General features: G+C 40.3%; 19 protein-coding genes. 10 read left to right on the top strand and 9 right to left on the bottom strand.

Going from position 1 to position 17,274, the window contains the following annotated elements:
• Nucleotides 1–169: 169 nt before the first annotated feature.
• The 4 genes from AAFF35_RS26580 (at nucleotide 170) to AAFF35_RS26565 (ending at nucleotide 6,078) form a co-directional block, all read left to right on the top strand.
• Nucleotides 170–1,024 carry a lytic transglycosylase domain-containing protein gene (locus AAFF35_RS26580; RefSeq protein WP_342329505.1) on the top strand — a complete coding sequence of 285 codons (855 nt, stop codon included), beginning with the start codon at nucleotides 170–172 and terminating at the stop codon, nucleotides 1,022–1,024.
• A gap of 85 nt (nucleotides 1,025–1,109) precedes the next feature.
• Nucleotides 1,110–2,162 (top strand): 2Fe-2S iron-sulfur cluster-binding protein, encoded by a 1,053-nt coding sequence (locus tag AAFF35_RS26575; protein WP_342329504.1) that lies wholly within the window; start codon nucleotides 1,110–1,112, stop codon nucleotides 2,160–2,162.
• Between the two features lie 114 nt (nucleotides 2,163–2,276).
• Nucleotides 2,277–5,120: an excinuclease ABC subunit UvrA gene (uvrA, locus tag AAFF35_RS26570; protein ID WP_342329503.1), complete on the top strand. Its 2,844-nt coding sequence runs from the start codon at nucleotides 2,277–2,279 to the stop codon at nucleotides 5,118–5,120.
• 10 nt (nucleotides 5,121–5,130) lie between these two features.
• Entirely contained in the window at nucleotides 5,131–6,078 is a 948-nt protein-coding gene (locus AAFF35_RS26565) for an NAD(P)H-hydrate dehydratase (protein ID WP_342329502.1), read from the top strand.
• Here the strand turns inward: AAFF35_RS26565 and AAFF35_RS26560 are convergent.
• From AAFF35_RS26560 to lipA, 3 genes are all read right to left on the bottom strand, one after another.
• Nucleotides 6,075–6,944 (bottom strand): anti-sigma factor, encoded by an 870-nt coding sequence (locus AAFF35_RS26560; RefSeq protein ID WP_342329501.1) that lies wholly within the window; start codon nucleotides 6,942–6,944, stop codon nucleotides 6,075–6,077. The genes AAFF35_RS26565 and AAFF35_RS26560 overlap by 4 nt on opposite strands.
• Nucleotide 6,945: 1 nt before the next feature.
• A complete protein-coding gene (locus AAFF35_RS26555; protein WP_342329500.1) occupies nucleotides 6,946–7,497 on the bottom strand; it encodes a sigma-70 family RNA polymerase sigma factor in 552 nt (183 codons plus the stop codon).
• A gap of 61 nt (nucleotides 7,498–7,558) precedes the next feature.
• Complete coding sequence (gene lipA / locus AAFF35_RS26550; protein WP_069379571.1) at nucleotides 7,559–8,437, bottom strand: lipoyl synthase; 879 nt, start codon at nucleotides 8,435–8,437, stop codon at nucleotides 7,559–7,561.
• A 364-nt stretch (nucleotides 8,438–8,801) separates the two neighbouring features.
• On the opposite strand from lipA, the gene AAFF35_RS26545 reads away from it, so the two are divergent.
• Nucleotides 8,802–9,206, top strand: coding sequence for an OsmC family protein (locus tag AAFF35_RS26545; protein WP_342329499.1), 405 nt, complete (start codon nucleotides 8,802–8,804; stop codon nucleotides 9,204–9,206).
• Here the strand turns inward: AAFF35_RS26545 and ytxJ are convergent.
• The 3 genes from ytxJ to AAFF35_RS26530 all read right to left on the bottom strand — a co-directional run bounded on the left by ytxJ (nucleotide 9,196) and on the right by AAFF35_RS26530 (nucleotide 10,981).
• Nucleotides 9,196–9,528, bottom strand: coding sequence for a bacillithiol system redox-active protein YtxJ (ytxJ, locus tag AAFF35_RS26540; RefSeq protein WP_342329498.1), 333 nt, complete (start codon nucleotides 9,526–9,528; stop codon nucleotides 9,196–9,198). The genes AAFF35_RS26545 and ytxJ overlap by 11 nt on opposite strands.
• A 215-nt stretch (nucleotides 9,529–9,743) precedes the next feature.
• Nucleotides 9,744–10,235 carry a 6,7-dimethyl-8-ribityllumazine synthase gene (gene ribH, locus AAFF35_RS26535; RefSeq protein ID WP_342329497.1) on the bottom strand — a complete coding sequence of 164 codons (492 nt, stop codon included), beginning with the start codon at nucleotides 10,233–10,235 and terminating at the stop codon, nucleotides 9,744–9,746.
• Nucleotides 10,236–10,312: 77 nt separating this feature from the next.
• On the bottom strand, nucleotides 10,313–10,981 hold the full coding sequence (locus AAFF35_RS26530) for a tetratricopeptide repeat protein (RefSeq protein ID WP_342329496.1): 669 nt from the start codon (nucleotides 10,979–10,981) through the stop codon (nucleotides 10,313–10,315).
• Between the two features lie 204 nt (nucleotides 10,982–11,185).
• On the opposite strand from AAFF35_RS26530, the gene recF reads away from it, so the two are divergent.
• Entirely contained in the window at nucleotides 11,186–12,289 is a 1,104-nt protein-coding gene (recF, locus tag AAFF35_RS26525) for a DNA replication and repair protein RecF (RefSeq protein WP_342333378.1), read from the top strand.
• The gene (locus tag AAFF35_RS26520) at nucleotides 12,282–12,572 is read left to right on the top strand and encodes a DUF721 domain-containing protein (protein WP_124581400.1); all 291 of its coding nucleotides are present in this window, start codon (nucleotides 12,282–12,284) and stop codon (nucleotides 12,570–12,572) included. Before recF ends, AAFF35_RS26520 begins: the two co-directional genes overlap by 8 nt.
• Nucleotides 12,573–12,576: 4 nt before the next feature.
• Here AAFF35_RS26520 and AAFF35_RS26515 read toward each other — a convergent pair whose 3' ends face one another.
• The 3 genes from AAFF35_RS26515 to AAFF35_RS26505 form a co-directional block, all read right to left on the bottom strand.
• Nucleotides 12,577–12,756, bottom strand: coding sequence for a hypothetical protein (locus tag AAFF35_RS26515; RefSeq protein WP_342329495.1), 180 nt, complete (start codon nucleotides 12,754–12,756; stop codon nucleotides 12,577–12,579).
• Nucleotides 12,757–12,808: 52 nt separating this feature from the next.
• On the bottom strand, nucleotides 12,809–13,537 hold the full coding sequence (locus AAFF35_RS26510) for an FKBP-type peptidyl-prolyl cis-trans isomerase (protein WP_342329494.1): 729 nt from the start codon (nucleotides 13,535–13,537) through the stop codon (nucleotides 12,809–12,811).
• A 119-nt stretch (nucleotides 13,538–13,656) separates the two neighbouring features.
• Complete coding sequence (locus AAFF35_RS26505; protein ID WP_073232224.1) at nucleotides 13,657–14,076, bottom strand: nucleoside-diphosphate kinase; 420 nt, start codon at nucleotides 14,074–14,076, stop codon at nucleotides 13,657–13,659.
• Nucleotides 14,077–14,183: 107 nt separating this feature from the next.
• On the opposite strand from AAFF35_RS26505, the gene AAFF35_RS26500 reads away from it, so the two are divergent.
• The 3 genes from AAFF35_RS26500 (at nucleotide 14,184) to AAFF35_RS26490 (ending at nucleotide 17,273) form a co-directional block, all read left to right on the top strand.
• Nucleotides 14,184–15,194: a DHH family phosphoesterase gene (locus AAFF35_RS26500; RefSeq protein ID WP_342329493.1), complete on the top strand. Its 1,011-nt coding sequence runs from the start codon at nucleotides 14,184–14,186 to the stop codon at nucleotides 15,192–15,194.
• Nucleotides 15,195–15,361: 167 nt separating this feature from the next.
• Nucleotides 15,362–16,399, top strand: a complete 1,038-nt coding sequence (locus AAFF35_RS26495; protein WP_342329492.1) for an FKBP-type peptidyl-prolyl cis-trans isomerase — start codon at nucleotides 15,362–15,364, stop codon at nucleotides 16,397–16,399.
• A 106-nt stretch (nucleotides 16,400–16,505) separates the two neighbouring features.
• Entirely contained in the window at nucleotides 16,506–17,273 is a 768-nt protein-coding gene (locus tag AAFF35_RS26490) for a TatD family hydrolase (protein WP_342329491.1), read from the top strand.
• The last annotated feature ends 1 nt before the right edge of the window (nucleotide 17,274 follow it).

Here is a 17,274-nt window from a genome sequence, read left to right as displayed (position 1 = left end):
CTATATAACCGCATAATTTATGCGGCTGCAAATTTAGTAAAAATCGGTCAATTTATAGCTGAATTTTTCGGATTTGTACAAGATGTAAAAAATCATAGCCTATGGGTGTTTAAACGCTGATTTTCAGTACAGTTTTCGTAAAAGGTTGATAATTAACATAATATACTGTATGTTTGCAAACGTTTTAAAATTATTAACCAAAAAAAGGAGGAAAATGATAAAGAAACACATAATAACATGTACGGTAATAATTGCATTACTGGTTATGGCAAAAGTGTTTGCTTACAACATGCCCCAAGCAGCAAAAAGTCTTTTAAAAGAAGAAAAAACAACAAAGAATACAGATACATTAACACCAAAAATCGAAGAACCGGTAGCAGTAATTGCCCGGTTAAATTTTGCAGCAGAAACACTTCCACTGGGCGATGCCAGGGTGGAACGTAAAATGAAAAAAGTTCTTGCTGCATTCAGTCACAGTAAATTACAGACCAATCGTTTGCACAATAAAGCAGCAGAATGGTTTCCTGTAATAGAACCAATCCTCGCCGCTTATGGCATTCCAGAGGATTTTAAATACATCCCTTTAGTTGAATCAGGATTAAAGGCAGGCGTATCACCTAAAGGTGCTGCAGGCTTTTGGCAATTTATGCCAGGTACAGCCCGTAGTTTTGGTTTGAAAGTCAACTCAAATGTAGACGAGCGTAACAACTTACGTAAGTCAACAATTGCAGCGGCAAAGTATATCAAAGAGCTTTACGGCATTTTTGATAGCTGGACATTGGTTGCAGCAGCCTATAATGTAGGTGATGGCCACATGCAAAGGCAGATCAACAGGCAAAAACAGGACAATTATTTCAAGATGAAGCTAAACCGTGAAACAGCGGGTTATGTGTACAAATTGATTTCCATGAAGCAGATTCTGGAATTTCCTGGTAGATATGGCTATAAAGCGCCAAGAGCCTTGTTGGCATACAATGCTGAAAAAGCTGCAAATAATACAGAAAAGACCGCAAACGCGGAATAATAAAAGATAAAAGACACACAAATGGGGGAAGCCGGAATTTATTCCGGCTTTTTGTTTTTCTTGGAATTTTACTATTTTACCCGATATGGGATTGTTAAAACTGCGCATTACCACGATGACTTATTGTCCGGGGGAGACATTAATCATCAGCTTTGAACCCCTGGAAGGATCGAAACCTGACTATCTTGCCGGTCAGTTCCTGACCCTGGTTTTTGAGGAAAAAGGGAAAGAACTGAGGCGTTCTTATTCTTTATGCAGTTCTCCGGATGTGGACGAACCTTTATCTATCGCCATTAAAAGGGTAGAAAATGGAGCAATTTCGAGACTATTACATCATAAAACTGCTGTAGGAGATGTTTTGACCGCATTGGATCCCAATGGGAAATTCAGCTATGTTCCTGAACAGGAAATCAGAAGGACCGTTTTCCTTTTTGCGGCAGGTGTGGGAATCACCCCTTTATTCTCGATTTTAAAGACAGCACTCCTTAGAGAAAAACACAGCAAAGTCATATTAATCTATAGCAACAGATCTGCTGAAGGGACATTGTTTTACGCGGAACTCAATGCTTTACAAGCGCAGTATCCGGATCGTTTTAAACTGATTTATCTGTTCAGTCAGTCGAAGAATTTATTGATGGCTCGCTTAAACGGACAGTTGATTGAACGGATTGTGGCGGAGCAGCTGGAATTTGAAAAACAAGATGTCTTGCTTTACACCTGCGGACCAGTAGATTACATGGACGTATGCAGGATCACTCTGCTGAATCTTGGTTTCGACAGAACACAGATAAAAAGAGAGACTTTTGTGCTTCCGGAAGATGAGGCGGATGAAGACGACATGACGGAAAAGAAAGCCAGGGATACGAATACTTATTCCGTGATTCTGAACTACCGTGGGAAAGTACATGAAATTGAGGTGCCTTACTACCAGAGTATTCTTGACGCAGCACTGGAGCAGAAAATTGACCTGCCATATAGCTGTCATGCTGGCATCTGCAGCACCTGCACTGCCAATTGTATCAAGGGACATGTGGAAATGGATTATAATGAAGTTTTAATGGATGACGAAATTGCATCAGGTAGAGTGCTGGTTTGCACTGGTCACCCTACTGAAAATGGCACCACACTGGTTTGGTAAACAATCTCAGGTCTGCCTTGCGTAAACTTTTCTTTTGATAAAATTTTTAGCATTTTTGTGGCTGAAAATTTGTTATCCTAAATATATAGATATCAGTACAGTTTTAATAGAAATATGAGCAAAAATACCGTTGACCTGGGCGAGCAAAAGGATGTAGAAGTATATGGAGCCAGGGTACATAACCTTAAAAATATAGACATTTCCTTTCCACGGAATAAACTGGTAGTCATTACCGGTCTCAGTGGCAGTGGAAAGTCCTCACTGGCTTTTGATACCATTTATGCAGAAGGGCAACGGAGGTATATGGAAACCTTTAGTGCGTATTCCCGTCAGTTTATGGGAGGAATGGAGCGCCCGGATGTGGATAAAGTATCCGGTTTAAGCCCGGTGATTGCCATTGAGCAAAAAACCACCAGTAAAAACCCAAGGTCTACTGTGGGAACAATCACAGAAATCTACGATTTCATGCGTTTGCTATATGCCCGTGCAGCAGATGCTTTCTCCTACAATACAGGGGAGAAGATGGAGCGTATGAGCGAAGATCAGATCCTCGGTAATATCTACAATAAGTTCGAAGATATGCCGGTTAATATCCTTGCACCAGTAGTAAAAGGGCGTAAAGGACATTACAGGGAACTGTTCGAACAAATCCGGAAACAAGGCTATGTAAAAGTCCGCGTGGATGGGGATATTCAGGATATTAGTCCAAAGATGCAGGTAGACCGTTACAAGATCCATGACATCGAGATTGTGGTAGACCGGCTTATAATCGATAGAAAAGACCAGAAACGATTACAAGACTCCCTTCAAACGGCGATGCGCCTGGGGAAAGGAATCATTAAAATCAGTGATAAGGACAATAATGTTTCCCATTTCAGTCGTTTTCTAATGTGCCCGACAACGGGAATCTCTTATGATGAACCACAGCCAAATAGTTTCTCTTTTAATTCTCCTTACGGAGCATGTGAGAACTGCGATGGACTGGGATATATCTTCGTTATTGATAAAGAATCGGTAATGCCGAATCCGAAGTTGAGCATTATGAACGGCGGATTGGCTCCGCTGGGAGAATACCGCGACATCTGGGTGTTCCAGGTGCTGAAAGCATTGGCTAAAAAATATAATTTTTCTTTGTCTACTCCATTGGAGAAACTAAGTGAAGAACATATCAGTATCATTTTAAACGGTTCGCATGAATTGTTGAGTGTGGCGGTGGAATACAACAAATGGAATGTTCAGAACTATCAGATTACCTTTGATGGTATCATCAAATTACTGGAAGAACAACAGGAGAAAAAAGGAGAGGGGGCAGTCGATGATATGGAGACTTTCCGTAAGCTGAAAACTTGTCCGGTATGTAATGGCGCAAGGTTAAAGAAAGAAAGCCTGCATTTTAAAATTGACGGAAAAAATATCTTTGAACTGGCAGAAATGGACATCAACAGCCTGAAAAACTGGTATTTTGATGTGGAAAGCCGTTTAAATGAAAGACAAAATACGATTGCTAAAGAGATTCTTAAAGAGATCAGGGCGAGATTAGGCTTCCTGACCGATGTAGGATTGAATTACCTGTCTCTGGATCGTACTGCGCGGACGTTATCTGGAGGGGAGGCACAGCGGATTCGTCTGGCTACACAAATCGGATCACAACTGATGAATGTCATGTACATTCTGGATGAGCCAAGTATTGGTCTTCATCAGCGTGACAATGAGCGCCTGATTGGTGCGCTTAAAAACCTGCGTGACCTTGGTAACACGGTATTGGTGGTAGAACATGATAAAGACATGATTCTGGAGGCAGATCACGTAATCGATGTGGGGCCGGCAGCAGGAGTCCGCGGTGGTCAGATTGTTGCCCAGGGAACGCCGGCAGAGATTTTAAAATCGGATACACTGACTGCGGCTTATCTGAATGGTAAAAAGGGAATTGAAGTACCTAAAAAGCGTAGAAAAGGAACCGGGCACAAGTTGTCCATTATTAAAGCGAGTGGACATAACCTGAAAGACGTGTCTGTGGATTTCCCTCTTGGAAAGTTCATCGCGGTAACCGGTGTTTCCGGAAGTGGAAAATCAAGCCTGATTACGGAAACTTTATATCCGATATTAAACCATCATTTTTTTAGGGCGAAGAAACATCCTTTACCGTATGAGAAGATCAATGGGATTAAAGAAATAGATAAAGTAATTGAGATCGATCAGGCACCTATCGGACGTACGCCAAGATCGAATCCTTCTACTTATACCGGAGTATTTTCTGACATCAGAAACTTATTTGTGCAATTGCCGGAAGCAAAGATCAGGGGTTATAAGCCTGGTCGTTTTTCCTTCAATGTAAAAGGCGGAAGGTGTGAAACTTGTCAGGGGGGCGGAATGAAAGTGATAGAAATGAACTTCCTTCCCGATGTTCAGGTACCATGTGAAGAGTGTGGTGGAAAGAGATACAACAGGGAAACCCTGGAGGTTCGTTACCGGAGTAAATCCATTAGTGATGTACTCGATATGAGTATTGAAGATGCCTGTGATTTCTTTGAGAACATGCCGGTAATTTACCGGAAGATCAAAACACTAAAGGATGTGGGCTTAGGTTATATTACTCTAGGACAATCGTCTACAACGCTTTCGGGTGGTGAGGCTCAACGGGTTAAACTGGCTACTGAATTGTCTAAAAAAGATACGGGCAGAACATTTTATATTTTGGATGAACCCACAACTGGCCTGCATTTTGAGGATATAAATGTTCTATTAGGTGTGCTGAACGAGTTGGTAGAGAAAGGGAACACCGTATTGGTGATTGAGCACAACCTTGATGTCGTAAAAGTAGCAGATTGGGTAATCGATTTAGGTGAAGAAGGTGGCGCAGGTGGCGGTAGAATCATATTTGAAGGAACTCCAGAAGGATTGGTACAAAACCCAATAAGTTTAACCGGTAAATTTTTGAAGAAAGAAATGGGCTTATAAATTTAAAGTTATGTCAGTCTTCCTGAATACTTTTCTGCCCGATACAGATCCATCGAGTAAATTACAGGTGGTAGATCGGGGATTAAATAAACAAAGTGCAGAAGCATCCGCTTCTCCTTATAAATTAATAGAAGAAGAAGATATCAGGGCACTGCTGAAGCCTAGAATGCCATTTTCACATAAAGGAACATATGGCCATGCGCTAATCATTGCCGGGGAAATCCGGACAATGGGTGCGGCCATGTTGTCTGCAAAAGGCTGCCTCTATGGCGGTGCAGGCTTAACAACACTTTCCATTCCGGAAAGTGGGTTAACCGCATTAAATTCTACCTTGCCAGAGGTGATGTTTCTGGAAAGAAAACAGCTCATTAAGATGAAATCTTTAAAGAAGTATAATGCGGTTGCCATAGGTCCCGGAATTGGAAAATTATTGGATGGTATGGCGGTGCTGGAGGGTTTGTTTACTTTAAAGCGGCCAATCATTGCCGATGCCGATGCGTTAGGTCTTCTGGCTGAACATCAGGACCTGTTGTATCATTTACCGAAGGATTCGATTCTTACTCCTCATTTAAAAGAGTTTGACGGCCTGTTTGGGAAGCATAAAAACTGGTGGGAACGGTTACAGACAGCCCGCATGGAAGCTAAGAAATTAGGCGCAGTGATTGTCTTGAAAAATCAATTTACTTTTATTATTGATCAGCAGGGAGATGTGATGATCAATCAGACCGGCAATCCTGCTATGGCACAGGGTGGGATGGGGGATGTCCTTACAGGCTTAACTGCTGCTTATGTGGCACAGGGGTATAGTGCTAAAGCTGCTGCAATTCTGGCTTGTTTCTTCCATGGAAAAGCAGGAGATGAGTTGGCCACACATAGCATTAACGTTACGGCATCACAGGTGGCCCAGGAGATTCCAAAAACAGTAAAAAGGTTTTTAGATTTTAAATCGGAAGATTAGATAGATACGCCACCCATAACGATCATCTGATCCATAGTTGGGCTAGCTACGCCGCCACGTTTTTCCAAAGTTACGGCGAAAGCCTGCGCGGATCCGATTTCTTTCATTTTAAGCAGAATGTGTGTGGTATCTGCTTTAACATCAAATACACCAAGATCTACCGGTTTTCCGTTTACCAAAGCCCAAAGCTGGTACTGATGTGCCTGATCGTTTTTAGGAAGTCCCATTTTGGAATTGTCTACCATAACATGGCGTCCTGAAGTATGCCAGTAAACCATCATTTTAGCCTGAGGGGCCATTTTCGTGCCGGCAAGTTTAACAATCTTCCAATCGGGATCATTCGGCATATCGGCAATGGTCTGTAGTTCCTGATTGGTTTCTTTCATGTAGTTCACTGTATTGGCGAACTTCTGTTTATCCTGGTTAAGGGCAATGATTTGATCTTTGGCAATATCCAGTTCTGTATGTGCTGAGTAAAGCGCAATTCCAGCTACGATAAGGAGGACGGCGCAAGCGATCAAGGCAATCCGAAGTGTTTTTAGTTTTGATTCATAACCTTCAGGATATAAAGGCAGGACTTTAGCTTCCTGTGGAGTTGCAGGAGTTAAGTTTTCAGAAACTTTAGGTGTGGCGACTGTTGCCGCTTCTATTCTTTCTAATATTTTATTTTCTAACCCTATAGAAGGCTGAACGGAATGTTGAATCGCATATTCTTCCATAGCAAGCTCAATCGCAGAAATCTCCTGTTTTACTTCAGGATATTGTGCTGCCATCGCTTCCACTTCATATTGCTCCTGCTCGTTTAACTCGCCGAGAACATAAAGCTCAAGTATGCCTGATTCTATATATGCTTTTCCCTCTTCCACCTTAATTAAAATTCTTTCTTAGTTCCATAATTGCCATTCGAATCCGGGTTTTCACCGTACCCAAAGGTAAATCCAATTCTTCTGCTGCTTCCACATGGGTATATCCCTTAAAATACACCATATCTAATACCAGATTAAACTCTGGTTTAAGTGACGTAACCATGTCTTTTAAACCAATTGCATCTGCATTGAAAGTAACCTCTTTTTGAGCGTCAATGAAATCTACGTTATTTTCTATGTCCTGGTTTTTATTGGCGTTTTTAAAGTCCTTTGAACGGAGTTTGTCAATGGCTAAATTCCTGGCAATATTCATCATCCAGGTAAATAGACGGCCTTTACCCGGATCGTAATTGTCTGCAGATTTCCAGATTTTTATGAAAGTTTCCTGTAATACATCCTCGGCAACCTCAGGTTGAAGGATGATTCTTGATATGACACCGAATAATGCTCCCGAATACATATCGTACAATGCTTTAATAGCAATTGTTTCCTGGCTTTTTAGGGCCCGGACAAGTTCTTCTTCGGAGAGGGATATTTTCTTTGTTGTGGTCAAGTTCAGCTAATATACAGAAACAACAACAGGAAAAAATAAAATTTGTTTGATGTTATAAAAATTACAAATCGAATAAGTGCTTTTCGGCATGGTAAGAAGAACGTACCAATGGACCACTCTCTACATATTTAAATCCTTTTGCCATTCCTACTTCTTTGTATTTTGCAAATTGATCAGGATGAATCCAATCCAATACCGGGTGGTGATTACGGGTAGGTTGTAAATACTGACCTAAAGTAAGGATGTGTACGCCATTGGCAACAAGATCGTCCATGGCTTCGTATACATCTTCTTCGGTTTCTCCTAATCCAAGCATAATGCCTGTTTTTGTTCTTAAGCCAAAGTCAGAAATGCGTTTAAGACATTCTAAACTTCTGTCGTATTTTGCCTGAATGCGGACCTGTTTGGTTAAACGTCTTACTGTTTCAATGTTGTGCGACATCACCTCTGGTCTTTCTTCCAATACACGGTATAGGTTATCCCAGATCCCTCTGAAGTCAGGGATTAGTGTTTCCAGTGTTGTTTCCGGACTTTCTCTTCTGATCGCCTGTAATGTTTCTGCCCAGATAATTGAACCACCATCTTTCAGGTCGTCTCTATCCACAGAAGTGATCACGCAATGTTTTACCTGCATTAACTTTACAGAGTTGGCTACCCTGTTTGGCTCATCAGTATCTACAGCCAATGGTCTGCCCGTTGCTACTGCGCAGAAAGAGCAGGAGCGGGTACAGATATTTCCAAGAATCATAAAGGTAGCGGTACCTGCTCCCCAGCATTCACCCATATTCGGGCAATTGCCGCTTTCGCAGATGGTGTGCAGCTTATGTGTGTCTACAAGACTACGTACTTGTGCATATTCTTTACCTACAGGAAGCTTAACTCTAAGCCAATCTGGTTTACGTTGTACTGGGTTTGCGGAAACAACCGGAAGTGCGATCATACTGCAAAGTTAAGCAATAGGTTTGAATAGTTATAAAAATGAAGTGTTTGCCGGATGTAATGTTCTCCATTTTCGGTGATATTCAGATGTGTTAAAGTTGTGTTTTACTAAAATTGAATGCTAACTGACTGGTGTATCGTCGTTAATAGGCCTATTAGATCAATTATGGACCTATCAACCTCCTATTGAAGGTCAATTGACGATCAATTTTAGTAAAACACAACTTTAACGGAAATTGAACGGAACGTGAAAACGTTGGACCGGGGGGATGCGTTGAATTGCTATAGATTAGGGAGTCGGAAAAGCGGAATTGAATTGCCTCCTTTGAAAAATTATGTTAATCTTGTAATCTAAAATATAAACGATGGCAACTTCAAAAATAACCTATAATGGTGGTTTAAGAACCACATCCGTTCATGAACGTTCCGGAAATGAAATCATTACTGATGCACCGATAGATAATAAAGGACAGGGAGCTGCTTTTTCACCAACAGATTTGCTGGCGACTTCACTGGGAAATTGTATGTTGACTATTGTTGGGATTGCAGCGAATGAACATGGATTTAACATCGATGGTGCGACCTGCGAGATTACGAAGATCATGGCTGAAAATCCAAGAAGGGTTTCGGAAATTGTGGTCAACTTCCAATTCCCTGCAAATAACTATTCTGATAAGGATAAAAAAATCATTGAAAGATCGGCCAATACTTGTCCGGTGGCCTTCAGCTTACATCCGGATCTTAAGAAAACAGTTTCTTTTAATTATTAATTACTTCGGCAACTTCCTCTGCAGAAATGTCACTATGTGAAGCATCAAGAATGCATTCCCCATCTTTAATCAATAAGATTTGCGGGGATTCATGGTGAACCTGAAAAGTCTCAGCTATTTGTGCGGAAATCGCACGATAGCTGATTAAATCTAAAAAGTATAAGGAAGTATCTGTAGGGATGGCTTCCCAGTCCATTTCAAAGCGTCTTTTTGCCATCATGCTCACCGAACAACGGGTGCTATGTTTAAAAATTAAGCTGTACCCGGTTTCTTTTTGTATGTCACTGATTTGTGCCAAATCAGTTATAAATTTCCACTGCATCAATATTCTCCTAAAATGTATGTTTGTTGCTTATCTTCTTCTCCTGCTTTCCGGATAAGAGCCGTATGCCGGACAAAGTCGGTTTGAGCAGGCTTCCAGAAGCGCTATGGTTAAGAATACGCCAAGCAATAATATGGCTACTTTTTTCATGAGGTTAATTTTTATAAAAATTCTCCACTAATTTACAGATTTTAATATGAAGAAACAAGGTATTGCTAAATAGTAGCCACCAGCTCTGCCATTTTTAGTGCTGTAATCGCTGCCTCGTCGCCCTTGTTGCCATGTTTACCACCTGCGCGGTCTATTGCTTGCTGTTGATCATTTGTCGTCAGCACGCCGAAGATTACGGGCTTGCTGTATTTTATGCTTACCTGTGTGATGCCCTGAGCTACTGCGTCGCAGATAAAGTCAAAGTGTCTGGTCTCTCCCTGAATTACACATCCCAGGCAGATTACTGCATCAAGATCTTGGTGTTTTTGTAGTAAAATGTCTGCAGCAGAAGTCAACTCGAAAGTGCCCGGCACTGCAATAGAAACGATGTTTTCTGCCAATACTCCATTGTTGATCAGGGTTTGTAAAGCGCCGTTATATAGGCTTCCGGTAATTTCTGCATTCCATTCTGCAACGGCGATCGCGATTTTAAAAGGACTTCCGTTAGGAATGGTCGTATGAGAAAAGTCAGATAGATTTTTAAGTTGTGTTGCCATTTTGCAAATATAAGTAAAGGGTACAAAAAAAGGCTAGCCGTAATGGCTAACCTTTGTCATAATATTTTTTTACTCATCTATTTTGCCTGCGCTGAAGCGCGGGCGATGAATTCATCTGCCATTGCTGCTTCCTGGCTTTCAGGATATTGAGTTTTGATTTTCGTGTAAGCATCTTCTGCAGATTTGAAATCTTTAAGATGTTCATAAACCAATCCTAGTTTTTTAAGGAACAAAGGAGAAGTAAATTTGTTGCTGGCTTTATCGGCAGCTTTTTTGTAATAAGTTGCAGCTTGTTTAAAGTCTTTCAACTCACTATAAGCATCACCTAATAAACCTAAGGCCAATGGATCTGCAACAGGACTTCCGGTTTCTGAGTATTTACCTAAAGCTTCAGTTGCTTTTTTGTATTCACCTTTACGCAAATAGATACCACCTAAATAAAGGTTGGCTAAGTTTGCTGATTTGGTATTGTCGTACTCTTCCGCAATTTTCTCTAAACCAGGGTAACCCGCAGCGCCATTGATTGCTTTATTGGCAAGGGAATCGACTCCAACATACTGTTCTGATTTGTACATTTTTGCAGAAGCTTCTAATGCTCTGTTTTTTAAATATACGTTTTGATACCAAAGGTAAACTCCAATCAATAACACTACAGCGCCTGCAATGAACAAAAGGCTTTTTGAGTTTTCTTCTAAAAAGGAACCCTTCTTTACCGGGTGACTTACTTCTTTTTCTGTTGTAGACATTTTATTTAAAAAAATTAAGGATTGCAAAAATACATTTTTACATCAAAGTATCAACCCCTTTTTGCGGATTTATTAAACTTTATTGAAGGGTACTTCCAAACAGAACTGCCTGATGTTTAATATTCTAGTAGAGAGCCTTTAAAATAACTGAAATATTACGGAATAAGAGAAGAGAAATAAAAGGTAACTTTGCAGCATAATAATATGTGGTTAAAAAACATTACACTCCTCAACTTTAAGAACTATGCCGATGCCAGTCTCAGTTTTTCAAAAACTGTGAACGCATTTGTGGGTAATAATGGTGCTGGCAAAACAAATTTACTGGATGCGATACATTACCTCTGTTTATGTAAAGGGTACTTTAATCCGATAGACAGCCAGCAAATTAAGACATCCGAAGATCTGTTTATGATCCAGGGGGATTTTGAGCGTGAGAAAAAAAATGAGAAGATTACCTGTGGTGTAAAAAGAAACCAGAAGAAACAATTTAAGCGGAATAAGAAAGAGTATGATAAGCTGGCCAGCCATATTGGTTTGTTCCCTTTGGTCATGATCTCTCCTTATGATACCAATATCATTATGGATGGGAGTGAAGAGCGCCGCCGTTTTATGGACAATGTGATTTCGCAAACAGATGCACATTACCTGGATGAACTCATTTTATATAACAGGCATCTTTTAAACAGAAATGCGCTGTTGAAGCAAATTGCGGTGACCAGAAGCTACGACCCTACTTTACTGGAGATTTACAATGAGCAGCTCGTGCAATCCGGAAATAAAATCTTTGCCAAACGCGAGCAGTTTATGAAAGATTTTATCCCCTTGTTTGATAAGTACTACCAGTTTTTGACGGAAGATAAAGAAGAGGTCAGCTTGTTTTACCAGTCGCAGTTAAGCGAAACACCTTTTCTTAAATTGCTTGGACAATCCATCGAAAAAGATAAGATTTTAGAAAGAACTACTACCGGGATTCATAAGGATGAGCTGATTTTTACGATTACCGGAATGCCTTTGAAGAAATTCGGCTCGCAAGGGCAACAGAAATCTTTTTTAATTGCCTTAAAGCTTGCGCAATATGCTTATCTTCAGAAGTTTAAAGGATTTAAGCCTTTGCTGCTGCTTGACGATATTTTTGATAAACTGGACGATAGCAGAATGCATAAATTGATGGAAATGGTGTCCCATCAGGATTTCGGACAGATTTTTATTACCGATACGGGGAGAGAACGGGTGATGGCGGTATTTAATAAAATAGATGTTGCAGTCACCTTATTTGAAGTAAATAACGGAGCAGTAAATCATGCGTAAACCTAATGACATCACCTTAAAAGAAGGTATTGGAAAAATGCTCAATGTATATAAGCTCAAAGGCAAGTTCGATGAGACCACCATCATTGCGCTGTGGCCGGAACTGATGGGCGTGGCTATCGGGAACCGTACGACACAAATTTACATCAGCCAAAAGAAATTATTTGTGAGGATAGAATCTTCGGTGATCAAGAATGAGTTGATGATGGTCAGAACCGGGATCATTGAAAAATTAAATGAACGCGCCGGTTCTGAAGTAATCATAGAAATCGTCTTTCTGTAGAATTTTAGCTTCGGCCACCAAAAATCCGGCTAATCAGCCAGATGATCATGGCTAATACCAATACTACAACAATAACGCCGGTCCAGACACCGGCTTTGAATATGCCTTGAACAAGTTCGCAACTTGCAAGGGTCGTTGATAATAATGCAATAATTGCCAGTGGGAAATATCTTTTTGTCATCATAAGTTTTTGCTTTATAGACTAACAAACAAATCTCCAGATGGTTTTTATGGCTTTATTTACCGTTAACCTTTAAGAGTTCTACCTCGAAAATCAAGGTGCTGTAAGGTGGAATATCCTGCCCGGCTCCACGCTCGCCATAAGCCAGTTGGTAAGGGATAAAGAATTTATATTTTGAACCAGCAGGCATCAGTTGAATTCCTTCTGTCCATCCAGGAATTACCCTGTTTAAAGGAAGAGAAAGTGGCTCATTCCTATCGTAAGAGCTGTCAAACTGTTTGCCGTTTAACAAGGTGCCTTTGTAATGTGCCAAAACAGTATCGGTAGCTTTAGGTTTGATTCCCTCTCCGGCTTTAATAACGATGTATTGCAGTCCGCTTGGAGTTACCTGCACACCCGGTTGTTTCTTATTGTTTTCCAGAAAGTTTTTTCCTTCGGTAATATTGACTGCAAATTTCTTTTTACTCAGTCCGTTAAAGAGATTGCTGATTGGCAATTGTGATTGCTCTTTACTGATGAGCAAGGTCTTTCCTTCAAAAGCATCTTTCAGCCCTTTAACCAGAAGATCGTAGTTTAAAGCACCCAAGCCATCATTTTTCATGCTGCTGGCCATGTTTGCTCCGAATGCATAACTGGCAGAATCAAGGCTGCTGTTAAAGATAACTTTCGTTGTTGCTTTTTGTGTACTTGCTTTTTTAGTAGCAGTTGCCTTTTTTCCTTTTGTTTGCGCCAGTGTGATGAGCGTACAAAAAGGAAGTAATAAGGTGATAAAAATTCTTTTCATCAGTTTCAATGGTTTTAATTTGGTTGGAAAGGTACAAAGTATCCTTAAAAAAATAAGCACCTTGTTGGGGTGCTTATTTTTTTAACGGTTACCGTTAATGTTCGTATGTCGACTGAATACTAGAAACGCTCAGCAGCAGTAAAGAAGAAATCTCCTTCAATCTGTGCATTTTCGTCAGAATCAGAACCGTGAACTGCATTTGCATCAATAGATTTTGCATATTTAGCACGGATAGTACCTTCTGCAGCATCTGCAGGGTTAGTCGCACCGATTAGTTTTCTGAAGTCTTCGATTGCATTGTCTTTTTCTAAGATTGCAGCAACGATAGGTCCTGAAGACATAAAGCTTACTAAATCAGCGTAGAAAGGACGTTCTTTATGAACTGCATAGAACTGACCAGCAGTTTCGTCAGTTAGTTTAGTATATTTTAATGCAATGATTTTAAAACCTGCTGCAGTAATGTCATTGATTATTGCACCGATGTGTCCGTTTGCAACAGCATCCGGCTTAATCATGGTAAATGTTCTGTTTGTACTCATCTTAATTTCAATTTTTTTGCAAAATTACATTTTATACTGCTAATATTAAAGCTTCAAATATAATACGCTCCATTTATCATTTAATCATTAGCTTTGCAACGAAAAATATGCTATCTGTTTCTGAAATAAAATCATTGCTGGCTACGCCGCAGAAAATTGTAATTACCACCCATCATAAACCTGATGGTGATGCGATGGGCTCATCTCTGGGCTTATATGCTTATCTGATCCAAAAGGGGCACCATGTAACGGTGATTACGCCTACGGACTATCCCTACTTTTTACATTGGCTTCCCAATAACTCAGATGTAATTATTTACACAGAGCAACAGGAACTATCTGCTAAATTAGTGGAAGAAGCCTCTTTGATCTTTTGCCTGGATTTCAACAGCCTGAGCAGGATTAATGAGCTTGGGGAATTGGTAAGGGCATCCGATGCTTATAAGATTATGATCGATCATCACCTGGATCCTGAAGATTTTGATGACTATCGTCATTGGAGTATCAGTGCCTGTGCGGCAGCTCAGCTGGTGTATGATTTTATCGTAAATGAACTGAAAGAAGGGGAATTCATGAATAAGGATATTGCGACCTGTTTATATACAGGAATCATGACCGATTCCGGATCTTTCCGTTTTCCTTCTGCTGATTCTACCGTTTACCGGATTGCAGCAGACCTGATCGACTGTGGCGCTGAACATTGGAGGATTCATCAGCTGGTGTACGACAATGCTACTGAAAACCGACTGCGTTTTCTTGGGCACTGTCTGAGCAATAAACTGGAAATTCTTCGGGATCTCCGGACTGCGATCATTACCGTGACGAAAGAAGAGCTAAAAGCATTCAATATTCAAACGGGTGATACGGAAGGAATTGTAAATTATGCCCTGTCTGTAAATGGGATAAAACTAGCTGCATTTATTATTGAAAGAACTGATAAAGTTAAATTATCTTTGCGCTCCACCGGGGATTTTCCTGCCAATGAAATTTGCAAGAAATATTTTAATGGAGGAGGCCACAGGAACGCTGCAGGTGGATATTCTGACCAAAATCTGGAAGATACTGTGTTAGAATTTAAGGCGTTATTAAGTGATTATAAAACGCAGTTATTACAGTAAAAGATATCGTTCTTTTAGTAGCAAATAAACATAAAACGAAAAACGGCGGAGCCCTCTTGAGTACCGCTGAAAGAAAAATAAACATAAAACGAAAAACGGCGGAGCCCTCTTGAGTACCGCTGAAAGAAAAATAAACATAAAACGAAAAAAAATAATTTAAAAACCACATGAAGAAAGGTATAGTAATTCTTTTCGCAGCCACACTTGGATTAGCTGCTTGTAACCAATACAAAAAAGGCCCGGGAGGTTTGATGTACACCATCCACAAAGATGGCGGTAAAGATAAAATCAAAGAAGGCGATATCGTTAAATTGAACTTTATCCAGAAAACGGAAAAAGATTCGGTAACTGTTAATACTTGGGATATGGATGCACCTCAGGTGTTCCCTGTTCAGAAAAAAGTATATGCTGGTGATATGAATGATGTGTTGACTCTATTTGGAGAAGGCGATAGTGCAACATTCAAATTAGATTTAGATACTGTTGCTAAATATTCAGGACAACCAAAACCAGCAAATACAAAAGATAAATACCTTGTATTTACAATTAAAGTAGAAAAAGTACTGCAAAAAGGTAAAGGTGAAGCTGACTCTACTTTCCAGAAAAAAGCAAGAGATTTCTTTGAAAAAGACTACAAAGCAAACATCGAAAGATTGAAAGGTGCTGAAGCAGGAAAAATCAAAAAATACATCGCTGATAACAACCTTAAAACAGTAACTACTGCATCAGGTTTACAATATGTGATCAGCAAACCAGGTAATGCAGAAAAACCTGTTTTAGGTGATACCATGATGGTAAACTATACTGGTAAATTAACGACTAAAAAATCTAACGGTAAAGACAACGTGTTTGATACCAGTGATGAGAAAATTGCTAAAGAATCAGGTAAACACAATCCGATGGCTACTTACGGTCCTCGTCCGATCACTTTAGGTCGTGCAATCCCAGGATTTGATGAAGGCTTAAAATTAATTGGTAAAGGTGGAAAAATGACGTTGATCATTCCTTCAAACCTTGCTTATGGTGAAGGTGGTATGCAACAAGGCGGTATCAGTCCTTTCTCTCCATTGGTATTTGAAGTTGAATTATCTGACATCAAAAAACCTAAAGCTGCTCCGGCAGGTGTAGCAGGTGCTACCATTGCTCCGGTAACCACAGCTCCGGCAACTGCACCAGCAGCAGGACATGAAGGTCACAAACACTAACAAAATAAAAAGGAACATCATGGTCTGAAAGCATGACCGGGTGTTACCCATAAAATTCCAACCCTGTCCGGATATTCCGGACAGGGTTTTTTTATTAACTTTGTCCATGCTTTTTACGGATACCCATACCCACCTTTATTACGAGACAGACCCTGAAAAACTGGAGCTATTGATGCAACGTTGCTTTGATAACAAAGTAGAACGTTTGTTCTTACCCAACGTTGATATTGCTTCGATCGCAAAAATTGATGACCTGGTTAAAAGATACCCTGGTCATTGTTTTGCTATGGCGGGTTTACATCCATGCGATGTAAAAGAAGATTATGAATTGGTGCTGGACGAGATTTGTGAAAGCATTGTAGACCGGGAGATCTATGCCATTGGTGAAATCGGCATTGACCTTCATTGGGATAAAACCACTTTAGAGATTCAGCAAATTGCCTTTTCTGAGCAAATTAAATGGGCAAAGGATCTTAATCTACCCATCGTTATCCATTGTCGTGAGGCTTTTGACGAGATCTTTGAGATCCTGGAAAAAGAGAAAGACGATAAGTTAAGAGGAATTCTGCACTGCTTTACGGGTAATCTGGAACAAGCCAGAAAAGCCATTGACCTTGGGTTTTATCTAGGAATTGGTGGCGTGGTTACCTATAAAAAAGCAGGCCTTGATGAAGTGTTGAAAGATATTCCATTGGCAAACCTGGTTTTAGAGACGGATTCTCCTTACCTCGCTCCAGTTCCCTTCCGCGGGAAACCAAATGAAAGCAGTTATCTTGTTCATATTGCCGGGAAATTAGCAGATATTTACCAGACCAATATAGAGGAAATTGCTGAAGTAACCACAGCAAATTCCAGGAGCATCTTTAATATTTAAT

Origin of the sequence: Pedobacter sp. FW305-3-2-15-E-R2A2 (assembly GCF_038446955.1) — a bacterium.
Taxonomy (GTDB): domain Bacteria; phylum Bacteroidota; class Bacteroidia; order Sphingobacteriales; family Sphingobacteriaceae; genus Pedobacter.
This window is presented reverse-complemented; position numbering and strand designations above follow the sequence as displayed.

Bases quoted from the DNA above. Each gene is read 5' to 3' on its own strand.
- uvrA (WP_342329503.1), top strand. From the start codon at position 2,277: ATGAGCAAAAATACCGTTGACCTGGGCGAGCAAAAGGATGTAGAAGTA.
- AAFF35_RS26545 (WP_342329499.1), top strand. From the start codon at position 8,802: ATGGCAACTTCAAAAATAACCTATAATGGTGGTTTAAGAACCACATCC.
- AAFF35_RS26500 (WP_342329493.1), top strand. From the start codon at position 14,184: ATGCTATCTGTTTCTGAAATAAAATCATTGCTGGCTACGCCGCAGAAA.
- lipA (WP_069379571.1), bottom strand. From the start codon at position 8,437: ATGATCGCACTTCCGGTTGTTTCCGCAAACCCAGTACAACGTAAACCA.
- AAFF35_RS26575 (WP_342329504.1), top strand. From the start codon at position 1,110: ATGGGATTGTTAAAACTGCGCATTACCACGATGACTTATTGTCCGGGG.
- ytxJ (WP_342329498.1), bottom strand. From the start codon at position 9,528: ATGCAGTGGAAATTTATAACTGATTTGGCACAAATCAGTGACATACAA.
- AAFF35_RS26510 (WP_342329494.1), bottom strand. From the start codon at position 13,537: ATGAAAAGAATTTTTATCACCTTATTACTTCCTTTTTGTACGCTCATC.
- AAFF35_RS26580 (WP_342329505.1), top strand. From the start codon at position 170: ATGTTTGCAAACGTTTTAAAATTATTAACCAAAAAAAGGAGGAAAATG.
- recF (WP_342333378.1), top strand. From the start codon at position 11,186: ATGTGGTTAAAAAACATTACACTCCTCAACTTTAAGAACTATGCCGAT.
- AAFF35_RS26490 (WP_342329491.1), top strand. From the start codon at position 16,506: ATGCTTTTTACGGATACCCATACCCACCTTTATTACGAGACAGACCCT.
- AAFF35_RS26495 (WP_342329492.1), top strand. From the start codon at position 15,362: ATGAAGAAAGGTATAGTAATTCTTTTCGCAGCCACACTTGGATTAGCT.
- AAFF35_RS26505 (WP_073232224.1), bottom strand. From the start codon at position 14,076: ATGAGTACAAACAGAACATTTACCATGATTAAGCCGGATGCTGTTGCA.
- AAFF35_RS26520 (WP_124581400.1), top strand. From the start codon at position 12,282: ATGCGTAAACCTAATGACATCACCTTAAAAGAAGGTATTGGAAAAATG.
- ribH (WP_342329497.1), bottom strand. From the start codon at position 10,235: ATGGCAACACAACTTAAAAATCTATCTGACTTTTCTCATACGACCATT.
- AAFF35_RS26530 (WP_342329496.1), bottom strand. From the start codon at position 10,981: ATGTCTACAACAGAAAAAGAAGTAAGTCACCCGGTAAAGAAGGGTTCC.
- AAFF35_RS26565 (WP_342329502.1), top strand. From the start codon at position 5,131: ATGTCAGTCTTCCTGAATACTTTTCTGCCCGATACAGATCCATCGAGT.
- AAFF35_RS26515 (WP_342329495.1), bottom strand. From the start codon at position 12,756: ATGATGACAAAAAGATATTTCCCACTGGCAATTATTGCATTATTATCA.